Genomic DNA, 16,577 nt, shown 5'->3' with positions numbered 1-16,577 from the left:
AACACTGAATGATGAGCCTGATTACATTAGTGATGATCAGTTGCCAGAGTTCGGTGAAGACGATGCTTTAGAGTCTGCTGGGTTTAATGCTAACGATTTGGATCTTGGTGAAAGCGAAGATGAAAGTGCATTTACTTCAGAATCGAATCAAGCTGAATTTCTTGAACTAGAAGATGGTGATTTACCAGAATTCAACGAAGATGATGCCAATGCATTATTTGGTGACTTGCCGAGAACCGAATTTGATGAATCTGAACTCGAACGATTATTGGATGATGATGCGGATTCAGGGCCGTTCGCAAAAATAGACTCTCCTAGCGATGAGATGGTCGCAAGCAGTGGTATCGATATGGATGCCATGTTTGATGTAAGCGGAGAAGACTGGAACGGATTTACGCTATCTGAAGAGCAAAAGCTAGCCATTGATGATGATATTGATGTTGAAGAAAAAGCAGTATGGCAAAGCGAGCAAAATCTCGATCCTGAAATCGAAAATGAAAATTGGGATGAGCAAGACGACATCGATAGTGGCGTTGAACTGGAGAAGTATAAAACCATCGGAGAATTGATGTCGCACCTTGAAGAGGGTGATGAATCTGTGCCGGAGGAGTTAAAGCTTGATGTGGGGTTAGATGAATTCCCTGATGTGATTGGTGAGATTCATGATGTCGACGTAGATAGTAATTCTGAAGCGGCCGGAAAATTGGATCTCGCCAAGATTTATTTAGAGATGAATGACGAGAAAGGAGCTATTCAGCTGCTCGAGAAGGCAATCGTGGATGGTGATGAAGATATTCGACGTGAAGCTAAGCATTTGATTGACTCTATGAAAAATCGTTAATTCATCGAGACCTAGTCAATATAAACGGATTAGAAATTTGGTCAATAAGCGTTTATACTGCTGCGCCAAATTTGGCAAAAGATAGTAAAAATGAAAATAGCGTTAGGCGTTGAATATAATGGTTCAGCCTATTATGGTTGGCAGCGTCAAAAAGAAGTGAATAGCGTGCAACAGGAGCTTGAGAAAGCGCTTTCTGTTGTCGCAAACAGCCCAATCGACGTGCTTTGTGCCGGGCGCACTGATGCTGGAGTCCATGGAACTGGTCAGGTGGTTCACTTTGAAACTAACGTCGAACGAAAATTAGTGGCTTGGACTATGGGTGCTAACGCCAACTTGCCATTAGATATTGCAGTTCGTTGGGCAACCGAAGTTTCAGATGAATTTCACGCTCGTTTTTCAGCAACCGCACGCCGCTATCGCTATATCATTTATAACCATAAGCTGCGACCTGGAATTTTATCGACTGGTGTCAGTCACTACCATGTTGAGTTAGATGAGCAAAAAATGCATCAAGCAGGGCAATACTTGCTAGGAGAGAATGACTTTTCTTCTTTTCGCGCGGCGCATTGTCAATCTCGTTCACCTTGGCGCAATGTTATTCACTTAAATGTTACACGACATGGTGACTATGTCGTGATTGATGTAAAAGCAAACGCCTTCGTACATCATATGGTAAGAAATATTGTTGGCAGTTTGATGGTGGTTGGGAGAGGGGAACAACCGATAGAGTGGATTGATTGGTTGCTAAAAGCAAAAGATAGAAAGCTCGCTGGTGCCACTGCAAAAGCAGAAGGGTTGTATTTAGTGGATGTCGATTATCCTGAGTCCTTTGGTATTCCACAGCACGCCATTGGTCCTCTGTTTTTACCCGAAAATTTATAGTCGAGTTGACTTACCTTTAACTAAAAATACTAAGTATTGTTAGCTAAAAATAGAATAATTGTTATAGGTACAACCAGTTTTTTATCTACAGATTGAGGTTTATGTGGTTTAATCCACAGCGAATCATTTCCGAAACATTATCTTTCGCGTAATGCGAAAGAGCTACTAAATAAAGGTCTTTCATGAGTTGGCTCGAAAAGATTTTAGAAAAAAGTAATATTGTTAATTCACGTAAAGCAAGCATTCCAGAAGGTGTGTGGACTAAATGTACGTCATGTGATCAAGTTCTTTATAACGCGGAACTTGCACGTAATTTAGATGTTTGTCCTAAGTGCGGCCATCATATGCGTATGAAAGCTCGCCCGCGTATTGATGCTTTCTTGGATCAACAAAACCGTGTCGAGATTGGTTCTGAATTAGAGCCACAAGATAAGTTAAAGTTTAAAGATTCTAAGCGCTATAAGGATCGTATTTCTGCCGCTCAGAAAGCAAGTGGAGAGAGCGATGGCTTGATCGTAATGAAAGGCGAAGTGTATGGAATGCCGATCGTAGTCTCAGCATTCGAATTCACTTTCATGGCGGGTTCAATGGGATCGGTCGTTGGTGCTCGTTTTGTGAAAGCTGTTGAAGCGGCTATCGAAGCAAATTGTGGACTGGTTTGTTTCTCTGCTAGTGGTGGGGCTCGAATGCAAGAAGCGTTAATGTCGCTGATGCAAATGGCAAAAACCAGTGCGGCACTCGAGCGTTTATCCGAAAAAGGATTACCGTTTGTTTCTGTTATGACCGACCCAACGTTAGGTGGTGTGTCAGCAAGCTTGGCTATGCTAGGAGACATCAACATCGGTGAACCTAAAGCATTGATTGGTTTTGCGGGACGTCGAGTTATCGAGCAAACCGTGAGAGAAGAATTGCCTGAAGGTTTTCAACGTAGTGAATTTCTTTTAGAGCATGGTGCAATTGATATGATTGTTGATCGCCGTGAAATGAAAGAGCGCATTGCGGGCATTGTGGCGAAATTGACTAACTTTGATCTCACGATTGAGGAAAATGAACCACAAGAGGTTTCAGAAGTATCAGAAACCGACGAAAAAGAGTAAAGTAATCGCTAACCAAACCACCTTACATATATGGTTCTAGTTAGATGACTACTCATTCTATCCCACAAGCCACATCTCCTTTATCGGTGTGGCTTGATTATCTATCTACTATTCATACCTCTGCCATTGATCTTGGGCTCGAACGAGTCGAGAAAGTTGCCCAGCATGCAAAATTAACCAAACCTGCTCCAGTTGTTATCACCGTTGCCGGAACAAATGGTAAGGGATCGACCTGTGCGATTATCGAAGCTATTCTGATTGATGCTGGGTATCGTGTCGGTGTCTACAGTTCACCTCATTTAATTCAATATAGCGAACGTGTGCGAATTAATGGCGCAGAGCTGGATGACGATGAGCATAGCCAAGCTTTTGCGGCGATAGAGAAACAACGTCAAACTATATCATTGAGTTTTTTTGAGTTTGGAACGCTAGCGGCACTGTGGTTATTCAAGCAACATAAGGTTGATGTTGTTTTGCTTGAAGTAGGGCTAGGTGGACGCTTAGATGCGACGAATGTTGTTGATCATGATGTCTCTATCATTACCAGTTTGGCTGTCGATCATGTTGATTGGTTAGGCAGCGATATCAATGTTATCGGCTATGAAAAGGCGGGGATTTATCGTTCTGGTCGTCCCGCCATATGTGGTCAACCCAAACCACCTGCTACTGTCGTCGCTCATGCTGATGAGATTGGCGCTGAGTTTTTTCAAGTTGGGATTCAGTACACTTATCAAGATAATGGCGACACTTGGCAGTGGCAAAGTGGTGCTTATGAATTAACTGAATTACCAAAACCTAATCTGCCGTTAGCCAATGCCGCAACAGCATTAATGGCGTTAGGGGTTAGTGGGTTAGAACTGTCGGATCTCAATATTATCAAGGGAATGCAAAACGTTGAATTAAAAGGGCGTATGCAAGTTCTCTCTCAACTCCCTTTGATTCTCTTGGATGTGGCGCATAATCCACACTCAGCAAGCTACCTTGTCGAGCAGTTGCAGACACAATATCGAGGCAAAACAATTCATGCTGTTATTGGTATGCTGCATGATAAAGATATTGAAGAGACGATTAACGTTTTATTACCAGCGATTAATCAATGGTACCCAGCCTCGTTACAGGGACCTAGAGCTGCAACAGCGGATGAGTTAAGTAAGTACATACCTGATGAACATAATCATTACTCTGATCCCGTATCGGCATTTCAAGCTGCAAAAGATAACGCGGATGATCAAGATATCATCGTTGTTGTAGGATCATTCCATACCGTTGGTGAAGTATTGCACCATTGGCAAGATCAAGGAGAAATGTAATAGATGGCAAGTCGATTCCAAAGCCGATTAGTAGGAACTGTGATTCTTGTAGCGCTAGGAGCTATTTTCCTGCCCGATTTACTCGATGGTAAGAAAACGCATTATCAGGATGAAATCTCGCCAATTCCAATTCGTCCTGAGTCACAAGCCAATATTGCTGTAATGGATGTACCAGAGCCTGAATTTGATCAAACTGCATTGCCTCAAGCTCCCGTTACTGCTGTGGTCGGAGAGGAAGTGCAACCGCAAGCCATCTCGTCTAATGAAGGTGTTGAAAAAATTGAAGTCGTGAAAACCAAAGTTGTAGAAACGCAGCCTAAGAATGACTATCAAGATGCAGCCTGGATCATTCAGTTGATGGCGTTAAAAAATGCCGACAATGCCGCTCGTTTAATCAGCGACTTAAAAAAACGAGGGTTTACTGCGACGAGCAAAAAAGAGAATGGCTTTACTCGTATATTGATTGGCCCTGATGTTTCGAAGGAAAAATTAGAGAATCAGTTGGTAGAGTTAGAAAAAATAACGGGCGCAAAAGGTCAATTGATTAAATTTAGACCACTAAATCCATAAGAAAACGTTTGCGTCAGCATTTTTTCTGATAAAATGCGCGCCAACTTAAGATAAGAAATTTAATTATGAACTGGTTAGATTATACAATTCTTGCGGTGATTGGCTTCTCAGCAGTGATTAGCTTAATCAGAGGCTTCTCTAAAGAAGCTTTTTCGTTAATTACCTGGATTGGTGCATTTTTTATTGCTAGCCGTTTCTATGAGAAATTGGCGCAGTACTTCACCAATATACAAGATGATATTGTTAGAAATGGTGCTGCGATTGCCGCATTGTTTATTGCAACATTGATTGTTGGCGCCATCGTAAACTACGTGATCGGTCAATTGGTCGAGAAAACCGGTTTATCGGGAACAGACCGCCTGCTTGGTGTCGTATTTGGCGCATTGCGAGGTGTGTTATTAGTGGCCGCGTTGTTATTTGCTCTTGATGCGTTTACATCGTTTTCGAGTTCTGATTGGTGGACACAATCTACATTAGTGCCACAGTTTCGTTGGATAATCGCGTTCTTTTTTGAACATCTAAAAGCAACTTCAAGTTTTCTTACTGACGCCGTGTAGGCGCCAGTATTTGTCGCAAATCGAGGATTAACACATGTGTGGTATTGTTGGAATCGTTGGCTCAACGCTAGTAAATCAGTCAATTTATGATGCATTGACGGTATTACAGCACCGTGGCCAAGATGCCGCTGGTATTTGTACCATAGAAAGCAATCGTTTCCGTCTAAGAAAGGCGAACGGTTTGGTAAAAGATGTTTTTGCAGCGAAACATATGCAACGTCTTCAAGGAACCGTAGGTATTGGACACGTACGTTACCCGACTGCGGGAAGCTCAAGTGCTTCTGAAGCTCAACCATTCTACGTTAACTCTCCTTTTGGTATTACGCTTGCTCACAACGGCAACCTCACTAATGCTCATGAAATTAGGGAGAAGTTGTTCGAAAAAGATCGCCGTCACCTCAATACAACATCTGACTCTGAAGTGTTGCTTAACGTTTTAGCGCATGAAATTGATACTGTTAAAGGCAATGTGACAAGTGATGATGTTTTTCGCGCGGTTGCAAATGTTCATCGAACCATTAAAGGTGCATATGCTGTAGTTGGAATGATAATCGGCCATGGCATGGTTGCATTTAGAGACCCGTTTGGCGTTCGCCCTTTGTGTATCGGACAGCGTGTCGATAAAACAGGGCGTATCGAGTACATGGTGGCTTCGGAATCTGTTGCACTTGATGCGGTTGGTTTTGAATTTATGCGAGACGTTGCACCAGGCGAAGCGGTTTATGTTACGTTTGATGGTCAATTATCTACCAAGCAGTGTGCTGATAACCCAAGTTTGAACCCATGTATTTTTGAATATGTGTACTTTGCACGTCCAGATTCGTTTATCGATGACATCTCGGTATACAGCGCTCGTGTCGAAATGGGTAAAAAATTAGGTGAACGGATTAAGGATGAGTACTCAAATCTTGATGTGGATGTTGTCATTCCAATTCCTGAGACATCTAACGATATCGCGCTTCAAATAGCACAGGCGATCGATAAGCCTTATCGTCAAGGGTTTGTGAAAAACCGTTATGTGGGCCGAACATTTATCATGCCGGGTCAAGAGCAACGTGTGAAATCAGTACGTCGTAAACTCAATGCCATTCGTTCGGAGTTTAAAGGCAAGAACGTATTATTGGTCGATGATTCAATTGTACGTGGAACAACCTCTGAGCAGATCGTTGAAATGGCTCGTGAGTCAGGAGCCGCGAAAGTATTCATGGTCTCTGCTGCACCAGAAATTCGCTTCCCGAACGTTTATGGTATTGATATGCCAAGCGTGCATGAGTTGATTGCTCATGGGCGTGACAACGATGCTATCTGTAAGCAAATAGGGGCTGATGCGCTTATTTTCCAAACGCTTGACGATCTTGTCGATGCTGTCGGTCTAGGAAATAAAACCATTAAGAATTTTGAAACATCGGTATTCGATGGAGAATACGTCACTGGTGACATTGATCATGCGTACTTAGATTTGATTGAAGCAATGCGTAATGATGATTCAAAAACTATTCGCGAAATTCAGCAAGATCTTGCAAATTTAGAGCTACATAACGAAGACGCCTAGAGTCTCGTTATTGGATTTATAGCGAAAGCCTGAATAAGGAAACTTATTCAGGCTTTTTTACTTTTGGGGATAGTAAGAGAGTATTCACTTTCTAATATGGGGTGTTAGATGTTTGCGGTTATTTTCAAGGCGAAGGTTGGAGTACAGGACGAACAATACTCTGAAACGGTCACTATCATGCGTGACTTAGCGTTCAATAAATATGGTTGTCTGGACTTTATTGCGGTATCGGAAGGTGAACAAGAAATTGCAATTTCATATTGGGATAGCGAAGACGATATACGCCGCTGGCATATGGATGCCGAACACAGTGTTGCTCAACAATTAGGACGTGATCAATGGTATAAGTCCTATATTGTTGAAGTCGTTGAAATTCATCGACGATACACATTTGGTGAAAAGTAAAAAATTAAACCTCGTGATCGATAGCAAATATAAAGGTGGTTGTGTTTTCTTCTGAGTGGACAGTAACATGACCACCATGTGCTTGGGCAATGGATTGAGTGATGGCTAAACCCAGCCCGACGCCTTCTTGTGAACTGTCTGTTCTTGCCTCATCAGCACGATAAAAACGCGTAAACAGGTGGGGTAATACATCCTTTGGAATCGTGTTGCCGGAATTAATAAACTCTAGAATGGTTCTTTTATTTCGTTTGTAGATTTTGACCTTGATTTCACTCGCTTCAAAACAATGGTTGATTGCATTGGACAGTAAATTGCTAAAAGCACGACGTAGCATTAGTTTGTCGCCGTCTATTTCAGCTTCTCCTTCCAGCTTTAGAGAGATATTTCGATCTTCAGCAAGTGCTTCGTAAAATTCAAATAGGTCGTTGATTTCTTGATCTAAGTGTATGGACTCAGGCGAAAGCAATATCTGTTTATTATCTGCTTTCGCTAAAAAGAGCATATCTGAAATCATTCTTGCTAGGCGTTCAAACTCTTCAATATTTGTTCCAAGCGCTACGATATATTCTTGCTTTTGACGTGGTTTAGATAAGACTACTTGTGTCTGCATCATCAGTTTATTGATAGGTGTTCTTAACTCGTGAGCAATATCTGATGAAAAGTTCTCTAACTGTTTAAACGCATCTTCGAGGCGCTCGAGCATATTGTTAAGCGTTTCAGACAACCCCGCAATTTCAATAGGGAGATCATCAACAGGCATGCGTTGTTTGATATCTTTGGCAGAAACTAATTGAGCTTTGACGGATAATTTTTTTAATGGTTGTAAGCCATAATAGGTCACAAACCCATACAGTAGCGCACTGAGTAGGCCCGCAATAGTCGCGAATTTGATTAACACCGATTGAAAGTGATCAAGAAAATTGACGCGGTGATCGATATTCATCGCTAATGTTATCAATACAGCATGAGTCTTCGGATCGTTTATTGAGAAATAAAACTGTATGCCACGATAGAGACTGCCACCATCTGACCATTCAAATAGTTCATCCTGTAGAGATTCTACAGGAGGGGGAGGTGTATTTTGATGCGTACGAAAATCTGGCACAATGCTATCAGTATTATAATCGACAGCATTTTCTAGTTGTTTATTGAGTATATCTTCAGGAAAGTGAATTTTATCGGAAGTATAAAGTACGATCTGTTTATCTTTATTATCAACTTTAATGGCGACTCCCTCAACTGATTCCATCTTACTGATAATATTGGAAAACTCCTTGTTGAAGTTATTTTTTCCAATGATGTCTTTTATCCTAAGTGCTTTCGTTCTTAAGGTATGTGTATCTTCTGCAATAAAGTAATTGCTCATTTCGTTATGAAGAAATAGCGATAAAAGGAAAATAGTAATAATAGCTGATGCTGAAAATAGACAGGTTAGCCGTAGAGTTAGAGAACGTTTTAGTCGCATAGCTGTATCCAAGACAAATCGTTGGTTCGTTATCTAGCATAAAACAGATGATTAATAAGCGGACTGTCTTTGATAGATAATAGATGAGTAATGTCGCCTCACCAGAGAAAACAAAGCAGTATTATCTACTTATATGGCAAAAATATCATCTCTATGTTGCTTTATTAATTTATAATAGCCGTCCACCTGTTTTCCTGAAATGAAATCGGATGTTACTAATCAATAGTGAAATATAACGGGCAGAATATGAGATTATTAATTGTTGAAGATGAACGAGATACCGGAGAATATTTAAAAAAAGGGCTGACAGAATCGAGCTATACAGTGGATTTAGCCGTTAATGGTATTGATGGTCTGCATCAGGCAATGAGTGAAGAGTATGATCTTATTATTCTCGATGTTATGTTACCCAAACTCAATGGGTGGCAAATTCTGCAAACTTTACGCAGTAGCGATATTGATATTCCTGTTCTTATGCTAACGGCACGTGATCAGATAGAAGATCGGGTAAAAGGCTTAGAGCTTGGCGCTGATGATTACTTAGTCAAGCCTTTTGCTTTCGTGGAGTTACTGGCGCGTATTCGTAACATTCTTAAGAGAAATAGTAAGTCAGTGAATAGCAACTCGACTATTCAAATAGAAAACTTGCAGCTGGATTTACTGCGTCGGCGAGCATTTCGTGGTAATGAATCCATTAATTTAACAGCAAAAGAGTTCTCTTTATTAGAACTTTTTATGCAGCGAAGAGGAGAGATTTTAAGTCGTTCTCTGATTGCTTCTCAGGTCTGGGATATGAATTTTGATAGTGATACCAATGTTATTGATGTGGCGATAAGACGGCTGCGTAATAAAGTGGATAAGTCATTTGAACCTAAGCTTATTCACACTATTCGTGGTATGGGTTATGTTTTGGATGTTCTTGAAGAAGAATAAACGAGCGGTAAAAAAAGACTCTGTGTCAGTGGTTAGTTGAGACAGAGCCAAAATAACAGAATTGCAGGGGGAATAAAAAAGTCTTTCGTTAGCTGAGCTTAGCGGTCATAGGTTACATTAGCATTCACTTGACCGGTGTACAGGATGTTGCCATTCTCATCCATCTTTTCCGAAATAGTTATATATGAACCATCATTTAGTTTTACGCTGTTTGAGTATGCAGTGATATTGCCTAGGTCTTTGTTTAATTCAACAGCAGTATCATTTTTTAAAACTTCTAGCTTATCAAGAGCCAATTCGTAAGCTGCTTCTTTGCTGCTCATATCAGAAGTCTTAACAACACGAACTTCTTGGAATGAGTCTGAGGCAAATACTTGAGAACTCAGCAGTACCATTGTAGTAGCGATTAAAGTGTTTTTGATTGCTTTCATTTTGTTGTCCTCTATATGATTTATCTAATTTGGTTTCAGCGAAAGGCGAATCTGATGTCGTGCCTCGTTGCTATGAATACATAATAGATCAGGGGAGATGACTTAAACCCAACACAAAAATGACAGTTTTGTCATGTTGTAAAAATTAAGAATAAATACTGATGGCAGTTGATAACGTGAATATACAAAAAAGCCCTGTTCCAGTTATAAAATGGAACAGGGCGAACTATTTGGTTGGGAAATGTTGCTCGTAGTTATTGGGTGTTATCGTTCATAGGTCACATTGGCGTTAACAACACCGGTGTATTGCATAGTCCCATTTTCATCCATTTTTTCAGCCACTGTTATATATGAGCCGCTGTTTAGCGATACACTGTTTGCGTAAGCTGATACATGGCCAAGATCGCGATTTAATTCGACCGCTGTATCACCTTGTAATGTCTCTAACTTATCGAGCGCCAACTCATAAGCTGCGGCTTTAGTACTGGTGTCAGCAGTTTGAACAACACGTATTTCTTGGAATGAATCTGAAGCGAATGCTTGAGAGCTTAACAAAGCTAGTGTTGTCACGATTAGTGCATTTTTTATTGTTTTCATGATGTTGTCCTCTATATGATTCGGCTAATTATGGTTTAGCGAGAGGTGAATGTATTCTTTAACCTCGTTGCTATGGATACATAATAGCTTGGGATAGATGACCTAAAACCAACACAAAAATGACAGTTTTGTCATGGTGAAAAATTCAACTTTCACCATGTCGATATATTAGATAGTGCTCTTCTATGGGAGGAGATCTATTCTACACTCAGCGGCCAGCCACCTAACTGTTTCCATTTGTTCACAATGCCACAGAATAACTCTGCGGTTTTTTGAGTATCATATAGGGCAGAGTGCGCTTCCTTGTTGTCAAACGCGATTCCGGCTGTCTTACATGCTTTAGCTAACACGGTTTGCCCATAGGCTAAACCACTTAATGTAGCGGTATCAAATGTGGCAAAAGGGTGGAACGGGACTCTTTTCAACTTAGAACGCTCGCTTGCAGCCAAAACAAAACTATGATCGAATTGAGCGTTATGCGCGACAATAATCGCCCGGCTACAATTTTGTTCTTTTTGCTCTTTTCGTATTTGACGATAAATTTCTTTTAATGCTTCGGACTCACTAATTGCTCCACGTAAGGGGCTAAAAGGGTCGCGCATTCCAATAAATTCGAGAGCCTCTTTCTCTAGGTTTGCTCCTTCAAAAGGCTCAATATGAAAATGCATGGTGGTGGCGGGTTGTAAGTTGCCTTCTTCATCCATTGCCAATGTTATGGCACATATTTCCAAAAGTGCATCGGTTTTTGCATTGAATCCTGCAGTTTCAACGTCAATAACGACAGGAAAGTAACCTCGGAAGCGATCACATAAGTTATTTGATTGTGCCAAATCAGTCATGAGTAACCTAAACGAAAAAATAGGACGTGCATTATTACAGATTATTCGCGTAAGACAAAATCATAACGCATTAATAATCCTCATTATAAAGTGGGTCGTCGCAAAGGAAGGCTAGGCATCGTGGCTATTTTGGCGAGATTATTGCATTAGTTAATTCAGGAAATAGTAAGCGCATGTTTTATGGCGGCTAAGTGGCAATTTTGTGCCACTTAACTTCAATCAGAAAGAGTAGTATACGGTATGAAAAATTGGCTTGTGAGTCTCTGTGGTTTAACTAGTCTGTTGTTGACAACCAATGCTGTAGCGATGGAAATGCGTTATGTAGCAAAGCCTACCCAATCACAGTGGGAGCTGGTTAAGGATTCTCCACTTGAATGTAAGTTGATTCACGATATACCAAACTTTGGTGATGCGGAATTTACGGTAAGGGCGAGCAAGAAAATCAATATGGATTTTGAGCTCAAGATGTTTCGTCCTATGGGAAAAACGAGAGATGTTTCACTTGTTTCAATGCCCCCAGTTTGGCGCCCTGGGGAAGGGGCCAAAACTATTACTAAACTTCAATTTTTTCAACAGTTTGATGGCTATGTGGGTGGTCAAATCGCTTGGTCGATATTGAGTGAGTTGGAGAAAGGGCGCTATCCTACTTTTAGCTATAATGAATGGCAGAGCCGTGATCAGCGAATAGAAGTGGCATTATCCTCTGTGTTATTTAAGCAACCATATCAAGATTTTAGCCATTGTATCGGTCGTTTACTGCCTTATAGTTTTGAAGATATTTCATTTACCATTCTTCACTATGACCGTGACCGTGTTCAGGTGAATAAAGCGTCCTTAAAGCGTTTGACTCAAATTGCTGAGTATATTCGTTACAATCAAGATATTGATTTAGTTCTAGTTTCAACTTATACCGCAAGTGACGTCGAGGTGAGTAAAAGTGAAAACCAGAGCTTATCGGACCGACGAGCTAAGGTCCTGCAAGATTATTTTGAATCGCTAGGTTTACCTAAAGATCGAATTGATGTGCAGGGTTATGGCCAACGTAGAGCTGTTGCCGATGATGGAACACCGATAGGAAAAGATAAAAACCGTCGAGTTGTCATTTCTTTAGGGCGCTCACAAATATAGACTACGACACTTAGAAAAAAAGAGCTGCGTTTCGAAACGCAGCTCTTTTTATTTGTCCGTCTATTGTGTGATTTCGATTAACCAGTAAGACCAGAATTTGCTTGCTTGTTTTGAATTAATTCAATCATATAGCCATCAGGATCTTTGACAAATGCAATCTCTGTCGAGCCACCCTTCACGGGCCCTGGCTCACGAGTGACATTTCCGCCCGCAGCTTGTATTGCGTCACAGGTCGCATAGATATCATCAAACCCAATCGCGATATGCCCAAAAGCAGATCCAAGATCATACTCTTCTGTCCCCCAGTTGTATGTGAGCTCAATGGTGGCACCTTGAGTTTCATCCCCATAACCTACAAATGCTAAGGTGTATTTGTATTCGCTGTTTTCATTTTTTCTGAGTAGGTTCATTCCCATAATATCGGTGTAAAAGGCGATAGAACGCTCTAAATTTCCAACACGTAACATGGTGTGTAAGATTCGACTGTTTGACATGTAATGCTCCTAGCTTTCTGGGTCAATGATTTCTTTATAGGTCTACTTTTTCTTTGAATTCACAAAGGTCTTCTATGATACAGCTCCCGCAACGTGGCTTACGCGCAATGCAGGTATAACGACCGTGGAGAATAAGCCAGTGGTGAATATCGAGTTTGAACTCCTTAGGAACCACTTTGAGTAGCTTCTCTTCTACTTCGTCGACGTTCTTCCCCATTGCAAATTTTGTCCGGTTAGAGACCCTGAAAATATGAGTATCAACCGCAATGGTTGGCCAGCCAAATGCCGTATTGAGAACCACGTTAGCGGTCTTTCTACCAACCCCTGGTAAGGCTTCAAGAGCTTCTCTATTTTCTGGTACTTCGCCATTATGTTGATCAAGTAAAATACGACAGGTTTTTATAACGTTTTCAGCTTTGGAGTTAAATAGGCCAATGGTTTTGATGTATTCTTTAACGCCATCAACGCCTAAGTCATAAATCGCCTGAGGAGTATTGGCTATGGGGTAGAGTTTGTCCGTTGCCTTGTTTACGCTTACATCGGTTGCTTGCGCCGAAAGTAACACGGCAATAAGGAGTTCAAAGGGTGAATCCCAATTTAATTCTGTTTGTGGCTTTGGGTTGTTTTCCCGTAAACGCTGAAGTATTTCTAACCGTTTTGTTTTATTCATAATTTTTTCACTTGCTCACATTTGTCACACGGGCTCGTTCAATTGTTGGTTGCTCTTTTGCTGGTTGGCGGTTTTCATTCCAACTATCGATACTATTTTTGGCCGCGATAAGTAGGCCAACGAAAATAAATGCACCGGGAGGAAGTACAGCGAGTAAGAAATGACTATCGAAGTGAAAAACCTCTATCGTGAGCACCTGTGCCCAACTGCCGAGTAGTAAGTCTGCGCCATCGAAAAGAGTCCCGTTACCTAAGATTTCTCTAATTGCACCAAGCACGACTAAAGCACTTGTCATTCCAAGTCCCATCCAAAGACCATCGAGCGCAGAAGATAAAACAGAATTCTTAGATGCAAATGCCTCAGCTCGACCAATGATAATGCAGTTAGTCACGATTAATGGAATAAAAATACCTAACGAAAGAAATAACCCGTATGCGTAGGCGTTCATTAAAAGCTGTACACAAGTGACCAGCGCAGCAATGATCATGACATAAATAGGAATGCGAATTTCACGTGGTACAAAATTTCTAACTAAGCTCACGACAATGTTCGACCCCATTAGTACGAGCAATGTGGCGATGCCGAGTCCAAGCGCGTTTGTGACGGTAGCGGAAACCGCGAGCAATGGACACAAACCAAGTAACTGAACTAGAGCTGGGTTGTTTTTCCACATCCCATTAGTCATTAACTCTTTTTGTTCTGCATTCATTCTCGTTACTCCTCACAATTGAATGGTTGAGCGTAGAGCGCATCATGATTTACTTGGACATAATTAACCACATTTTTAACCGCTTTAACGACAGCTCTTGGCGTAATTGTCGCGCCAGTAAATTGGTCGAACTGCCCACCATCTTTACGTACTGCCCATTGCGATTGATTTTCTGCAGTGAGGGTTTTGCCAGTAAATCCTAATATCCAATCGGTCACGCGGAGATCAATTTTGTCCCCGAGGCCTGGTGTTTCGTTATGTGAAAGGACGCGAGTGCCGGTAATGATTCCAGATGTATCGATTCCGACAATCAGTTTAATTTGACCAGTGTAACCATCTGGCGCAATGGTTTCTATTGCGATACCAGTGATGTCTTGGTCTTTTTTAGCGATATACGCATGCAACGATGCTTCATTGGGTAAGTTAGGTAAGGTTATTTTCGTACACGCTTTGGCCAAGTCGTTATTATGGCTGGTCTCGGGTACAACTTGGTTTAAGGTACGCAACAGCTGTGCCTTTTGTTGATCCGCAATGGTGTGCTGGGTAAAACTGTGAGTAATGGCAACGAAACCAGTGGTTAAGCTAGCAAATAACGCTAGTATCATGCCATTTTTACTTACTGCAGTTAACATGATACTCCTTAATGCCCATATGTACGTGGTTTAGTGTAGTAGTCAATAAGTGGTACACACATATTCGCGATGACGACTGCAAAGGCCACACCATCAGGAAAACCACCCCAACTGCGAATGATAAATATGGTGACACCAATAAATGCGCCATAAATTAATCGGCCTTTTACTGTCGTAGAAGCTGTAACTGGGTCGGTAGCAATAAAGAAAGCTCCAAGCATTGTTGCCCCTGAAAATAGCTGAATTAGAGGTGATGCTGTCGTCCCGGGTGAAAATAGTAGTGCGAGTGTACTGATGACAAAAAGTGCGACTAACATTGCTACTGGAATGTACCACTGAATTACGCGCGCTCTGATTAATGCAAGCCCGCCTATTAGATAAGCTAAGTTGACCCATTGCCAACCAATGCCAGCGAAGCTCGAGAATTGCGTTTTATCTAGAGTTTCGGCCATCGTTAGCCCTGCATTAAGAGATGTTCGTATAGTATCGAGTGGCGTTGCCATGGTAATACCGTCAAATACGAGTCGAACTTGCTGAACGGATAATCCGTCTCTATCGAATCCGGTAAAAATAAGGGATAGAGTATCAATGAGTGAACCGGGTTCTTGGATAAAGTCACGTGGTGGAAGCCAGCTGGTCATTTCAAGTGGGAATGAAATAAGGAGAACAACGTAACCGATCATGGCTGGATTGAAGGGGTTTTGTCCTAGTCCACCGTATAACTGCTTGGCGACCACAATCGAAAAAATCAGTCCGATACAAATAACCCACCACGGTGCAAGGGGAGGTATGGCGACGGCAAGTAGCCATGCTGTCACAAATGCACTGTAATCCTGTAATGCCCGTTTACCTGAGCGTTTACGAAATGTCATGACCGCTGCTTCGAGGCATGAAGCTACGAATAGACCAAGGATCAGCTGAATTACTGTTCCCCAACCAAAATAGTACGCTTGCACAATTAACCCAGGAATCGCAGCTAACATAACCCACTTCATTAGATCCGTCGTGCTGCGTCGATTGTGCGCATGTGGAGAGCTAGAAATAAAAAAGGCCATTAGTTGTTTTTCTCGCTATTGATTTGAGTTACTGCTTGTTCTGCTTTGCGAGCTTTGGCTCGTGCAATCGCAGCGGCGACGGCGGCTTTTCTCGGGTCAACTTCCGCAGCTGGTTCTTCTGTATCAGTGTTAACGGTGTCGTCTTTATCCGGTTGTGATTGAGATTGCTGCTCGGCTTTGCGTGCTTTGGCTCGCGCAATTGCAGCGGCGACGGCAGCTTTCTTCGGATCGACTTCTGCAGTTGGCTCGGTCGTGTTGGTGTTAACGGTGTCGTCTTTATCCGGTTGTGATTGAGCTTGCTGCTCAGCTTTGCGTGCTTTGGCTCGCGCAATCGCAGCGGCGACGGCAGCTTTCTTCGGATCGACTTCTGCAGTTGGCTCGGTCGTGTTGGTGTTAACGGTGTCGTCTTT

At 41.8% G+C, this 16,577-nt stretch carries 19 protein-coding genes and 1 pseudogene; 10 read left to right on the top strand and 10 right to left on the bottom strand.

The annotated features are described in order from the left end of the window. The 8 genes from ACWU4D_RS16700 to ACWU4D_RS16665 form a co-directional block, all read left to right on the top strand. On the top strand, window positions 1-841 hold an 841-nt coding region (locus tag ACWU4D_RS16700), incomplete at its 5' end, for a FimV/HubP family polar landmark protein (protein WP_456052585.1). A gap of 90 nt (window positions 842-931) precedes the next feature. Continuing rightward, complete coding sequence (gene truA, locus ACWU4D_RS16695) at window positions 932-1,723, top strand: tRNA pseudouridine(38-40) synthase TruA (protein ID WP_456052584.1); 792 nt, start codon at window positions 932-934, stop codon at window positions 1,721-1,723. 182 nt (window positions 1,724-1,905) lie between these two features. After that, window positions 1,906-2,820 (top strand): acetyl-CoA carboxylase, carboxyltransferase subunit beta, encoded by a 915-nt coding sequence (accD, locus tag ACWU4D_RS16690; RefSeq protein ID WP_456052583.1) that lies wholly within the window; start codon window positions 1,906-1,908, stop codon window positions 2,818-2,820. Window positions 2,821-2,864: 44 nt separating this feature from the next. Then, window positions 2,865-4,130, top strand: a complete 1,266-nt coding sequence (gene folC / locus ACWU4D_RS16685; protein WP_456052582.1) for a bifunctional tetrahydrofolate synthase/dihydrofolate synthase — start codon at window positions 2,865-2,867, stop codon at window positions 4,128-4,130. A gap of 3 nt (window positions 4,131-4,133) precedes the next feature. Continuing rightward, window positions 4,134-4,700 carry an SPOR domain-containing protein gene (locus ACWU4D_RS16680; protein WP_456052581.1) on the top strand — a complete coding sequence of 189 codons (567 nt, stop codon included), beginning with the start codon at window positions 4,134-4,136 and terminating at the stop codon, window positions 4,698-4,700. A 65-nt stretch (window positions 4,701-4,765) separates the two neighbouring features. Then, window positions 4,766-5,257, top strand: coding sequence for a CvpA family protein (locus ACWU4D_RS16675; protein ID WP_456052580.1), 492 nt, complete (start codon window positions 4,766-4,768; stop codon window positions 5,255-5,257). 34 nt (window positions 5,258-5,291) lie between these two features. After that, a complete protein-coding gene (gene purF / locus ACWU4D_RS16670) occupies window positions 5,292-6,809 on the top strand; it encodes an amidophosphoribosyltransferase (protein WP_456052579.1) in 1,518 nt (505 codons plus the stop codon). 108 nt (window positions 6,810-6,917) lie between these two features. Beyond that, window positions 6,918-7,214, top strand: a complete 297-nt coding sequence (locus tag ACWU4D_RS16665; protein ID WP_456052578.1) for an antibiotic biosynthesis monooxygenase family protein — start codon at window positions 6,918-6,920, stop codon at window positions 7,212-7,214. Between the two features lie 4 nt (window positions 7,215-7,218). Here the strand turns inward: ACWU4D_RS16665 and ACWU4D_RS16660 are convergent, their stop codons facing one another. Beyond that, window positions 7,219-8,679 carry a heavy metal sensor histidine kinase gene (locus ACWU4D_RS16660; protein WP_456052577.1) on the bottom strand — a complete coding sequence of 487 codons (1,461 nt, stop codon included), beginning with the start codon at window positions 8,677-8,679 and terminating at the stop codon, window positions 7,219-7,221. A gap of 246 nt (window positions 8,680-8,925) precedes the next feature. Here ACWU4D_RS16660 and ACWU4D_RS16655 point away from each other — a divergent pair, with 246 nt between their 5' ends. After that, a complete protein-coding gene (locus ACWU4D_RS16655; RefSeq protein WP_456052576.1) occupies window positions 8,926-9,612 on the top strand; it encodes a heavy metal response regulator transcription factor in 687 nt (228 codons plus the stop codon). A 98-nt stretch (window positions 9,613-9,710) separates the two neighbouring features. Here the strand turns inward: ACWU4D_RS16655 and ACWU4D_RS16650 are convergent, their stop codons facing one another. The 3 genes from ACWU4D_RS16650 to rnt all read right to left on the bottom strand — a co-directional run bounded on the left by ACWU4D_RS16650 (window position 9,711) and on the right by rnt (window position 11,479). After that, the gene (locus ACWU4D_RS16650; protein ID WP_456052575.1) at window positions 9,711-10,043 is read right to left on the bottom strand and encodes a DUF3316 domain-containing protein; all 333 of its coding nucleotides are present in this window, start codon (window positions 10,041-10,043) and stop codon (window positions 9,711-9,713) included. 264 nt (window positions 10,044-10,307) lie between these two features. Then, a complete protein-coding gene (locus ACWU4D_RS16645) occupies window positions 10,308-10,640 on the bottom strand; it encodes a DUF3316 domain-containing protein (protein ID WP_456052574.1) in 333 nt (110 codons plus the stop codon). A gap of 197 nt (window positions 10,641-10,837) precedes the next feature. Then, window positions 10,838-11,479, bottom strand: coding sequence for a ribonuclease T (gene rnt / locus ACWU4D_RS16640; RefSeq protein ID WP_456052573.1), 642 nt, complete (start codon window positions 11,477-11,479; stop codon window positions 10,838-10,840). A 306-nt stretch (window positions 11,480-11,785) separates the two neighbouring features. Between rnt and motY the strand changes: the two genes are divergently transcribed. Continuing rightward, a complete protein-coding gene (gene motY, locus ACWU4D_RS16635) occupies window positions 11,786-12,607 on the top strand; it encodes a flagellar protein MotY (RefSeq protein ID WP_456052586.1) in 822 nt (273 codons plus the stop codon). 77 nt (window positions 12,608-12,684) lie between these two features. Here motY and gloA read toward each other — a convergent pair whose 3' ends face one another. The 6 genes and pseudogenes from gloA to ACWU4D_RS16605 form a co-directional block, all read right to left on the bottom strand. After that, window positions 12,685-13,101, bottom strand: a complete 417-nt coding sequence (gene gloA / locus ACWU4D_RS16630; RefSeq protein WP_456052572.1) for a lactoylglutathione lyase — start codon at window positions 13,099-13,101, stop codon at window positions 12,685-12,687. 34 nt (window positions 13,102-13,135) lie between these two features. Further along, the gene (gene nth, locus ACWU4D_RS16625) at window positions 13,136-13,771 is read right to left on the bottom strand and encodes an endonuclease III (RefSeq protein ID WP_456052571.1); all 636 of its coding nucleotides are present in this window, start codon (window positions 13,769-13,771) and stop codon (window positions 13,136-13,138) included. A 7-nt stretch (window positions 13,772-13,778) separates the two neighbouring features. Further along, window positions 13,779-14,480 carry an electron transport complex subunit E gene (locus ACWU4D_RS16620; protein WP_456052570.1) on the bottom strand — a complete coding sequence of 234 codons (702 nt, stop codon included), beginning with the start codon at window positions 14,478-14,480 and terminating at the stop codon, window positions 13,779-13,781. Window positions 14,481-14,485: 5 nt separating this feature from the next. Beyond that, window positions 14,486-15,112 carry an electron transport complex subunit RsxG gene (gene rsxG / locus ACWU4D_RS16615; RefSeq protein ID WP_456052569.1) on the bottom strand — a complete coding sequence of 209 codons (627 nt, stop codon included), beginning with the start codon at window positions 15,110-15,112 and terminating at the stop codon, window positions 14,486-14,488. Window positions 15,113-15,120: 8 nt separating this feature from the next. Next, entirely contained in the window at window positions 15,121-16,167 is a 1,047-nt protein-coding gene (gene rsxD / locus ACWU4D_RS16610; protein WP_456052568.1) for an electron transport complex subunit RsxD, read from the bottom strand. Continuing rightward, window positions 16,167-16,577: pseudogene (locus ACWU4D_RS16605) on the bottom strand (electron transport complex subunit RsxC); the annotation flags it as partial. The pseudogene ACWU4D_RS16605 and the gene rsxD, both read right to left, overlap by 1 nt.

It is taken from the genome of Vibrio phycocola (assembly GCF_053850235.1).
Note: the sequence above shows the minus strand (reverse complement) of the source record. Positions and strands in the feature narration are given on the sequence as shown.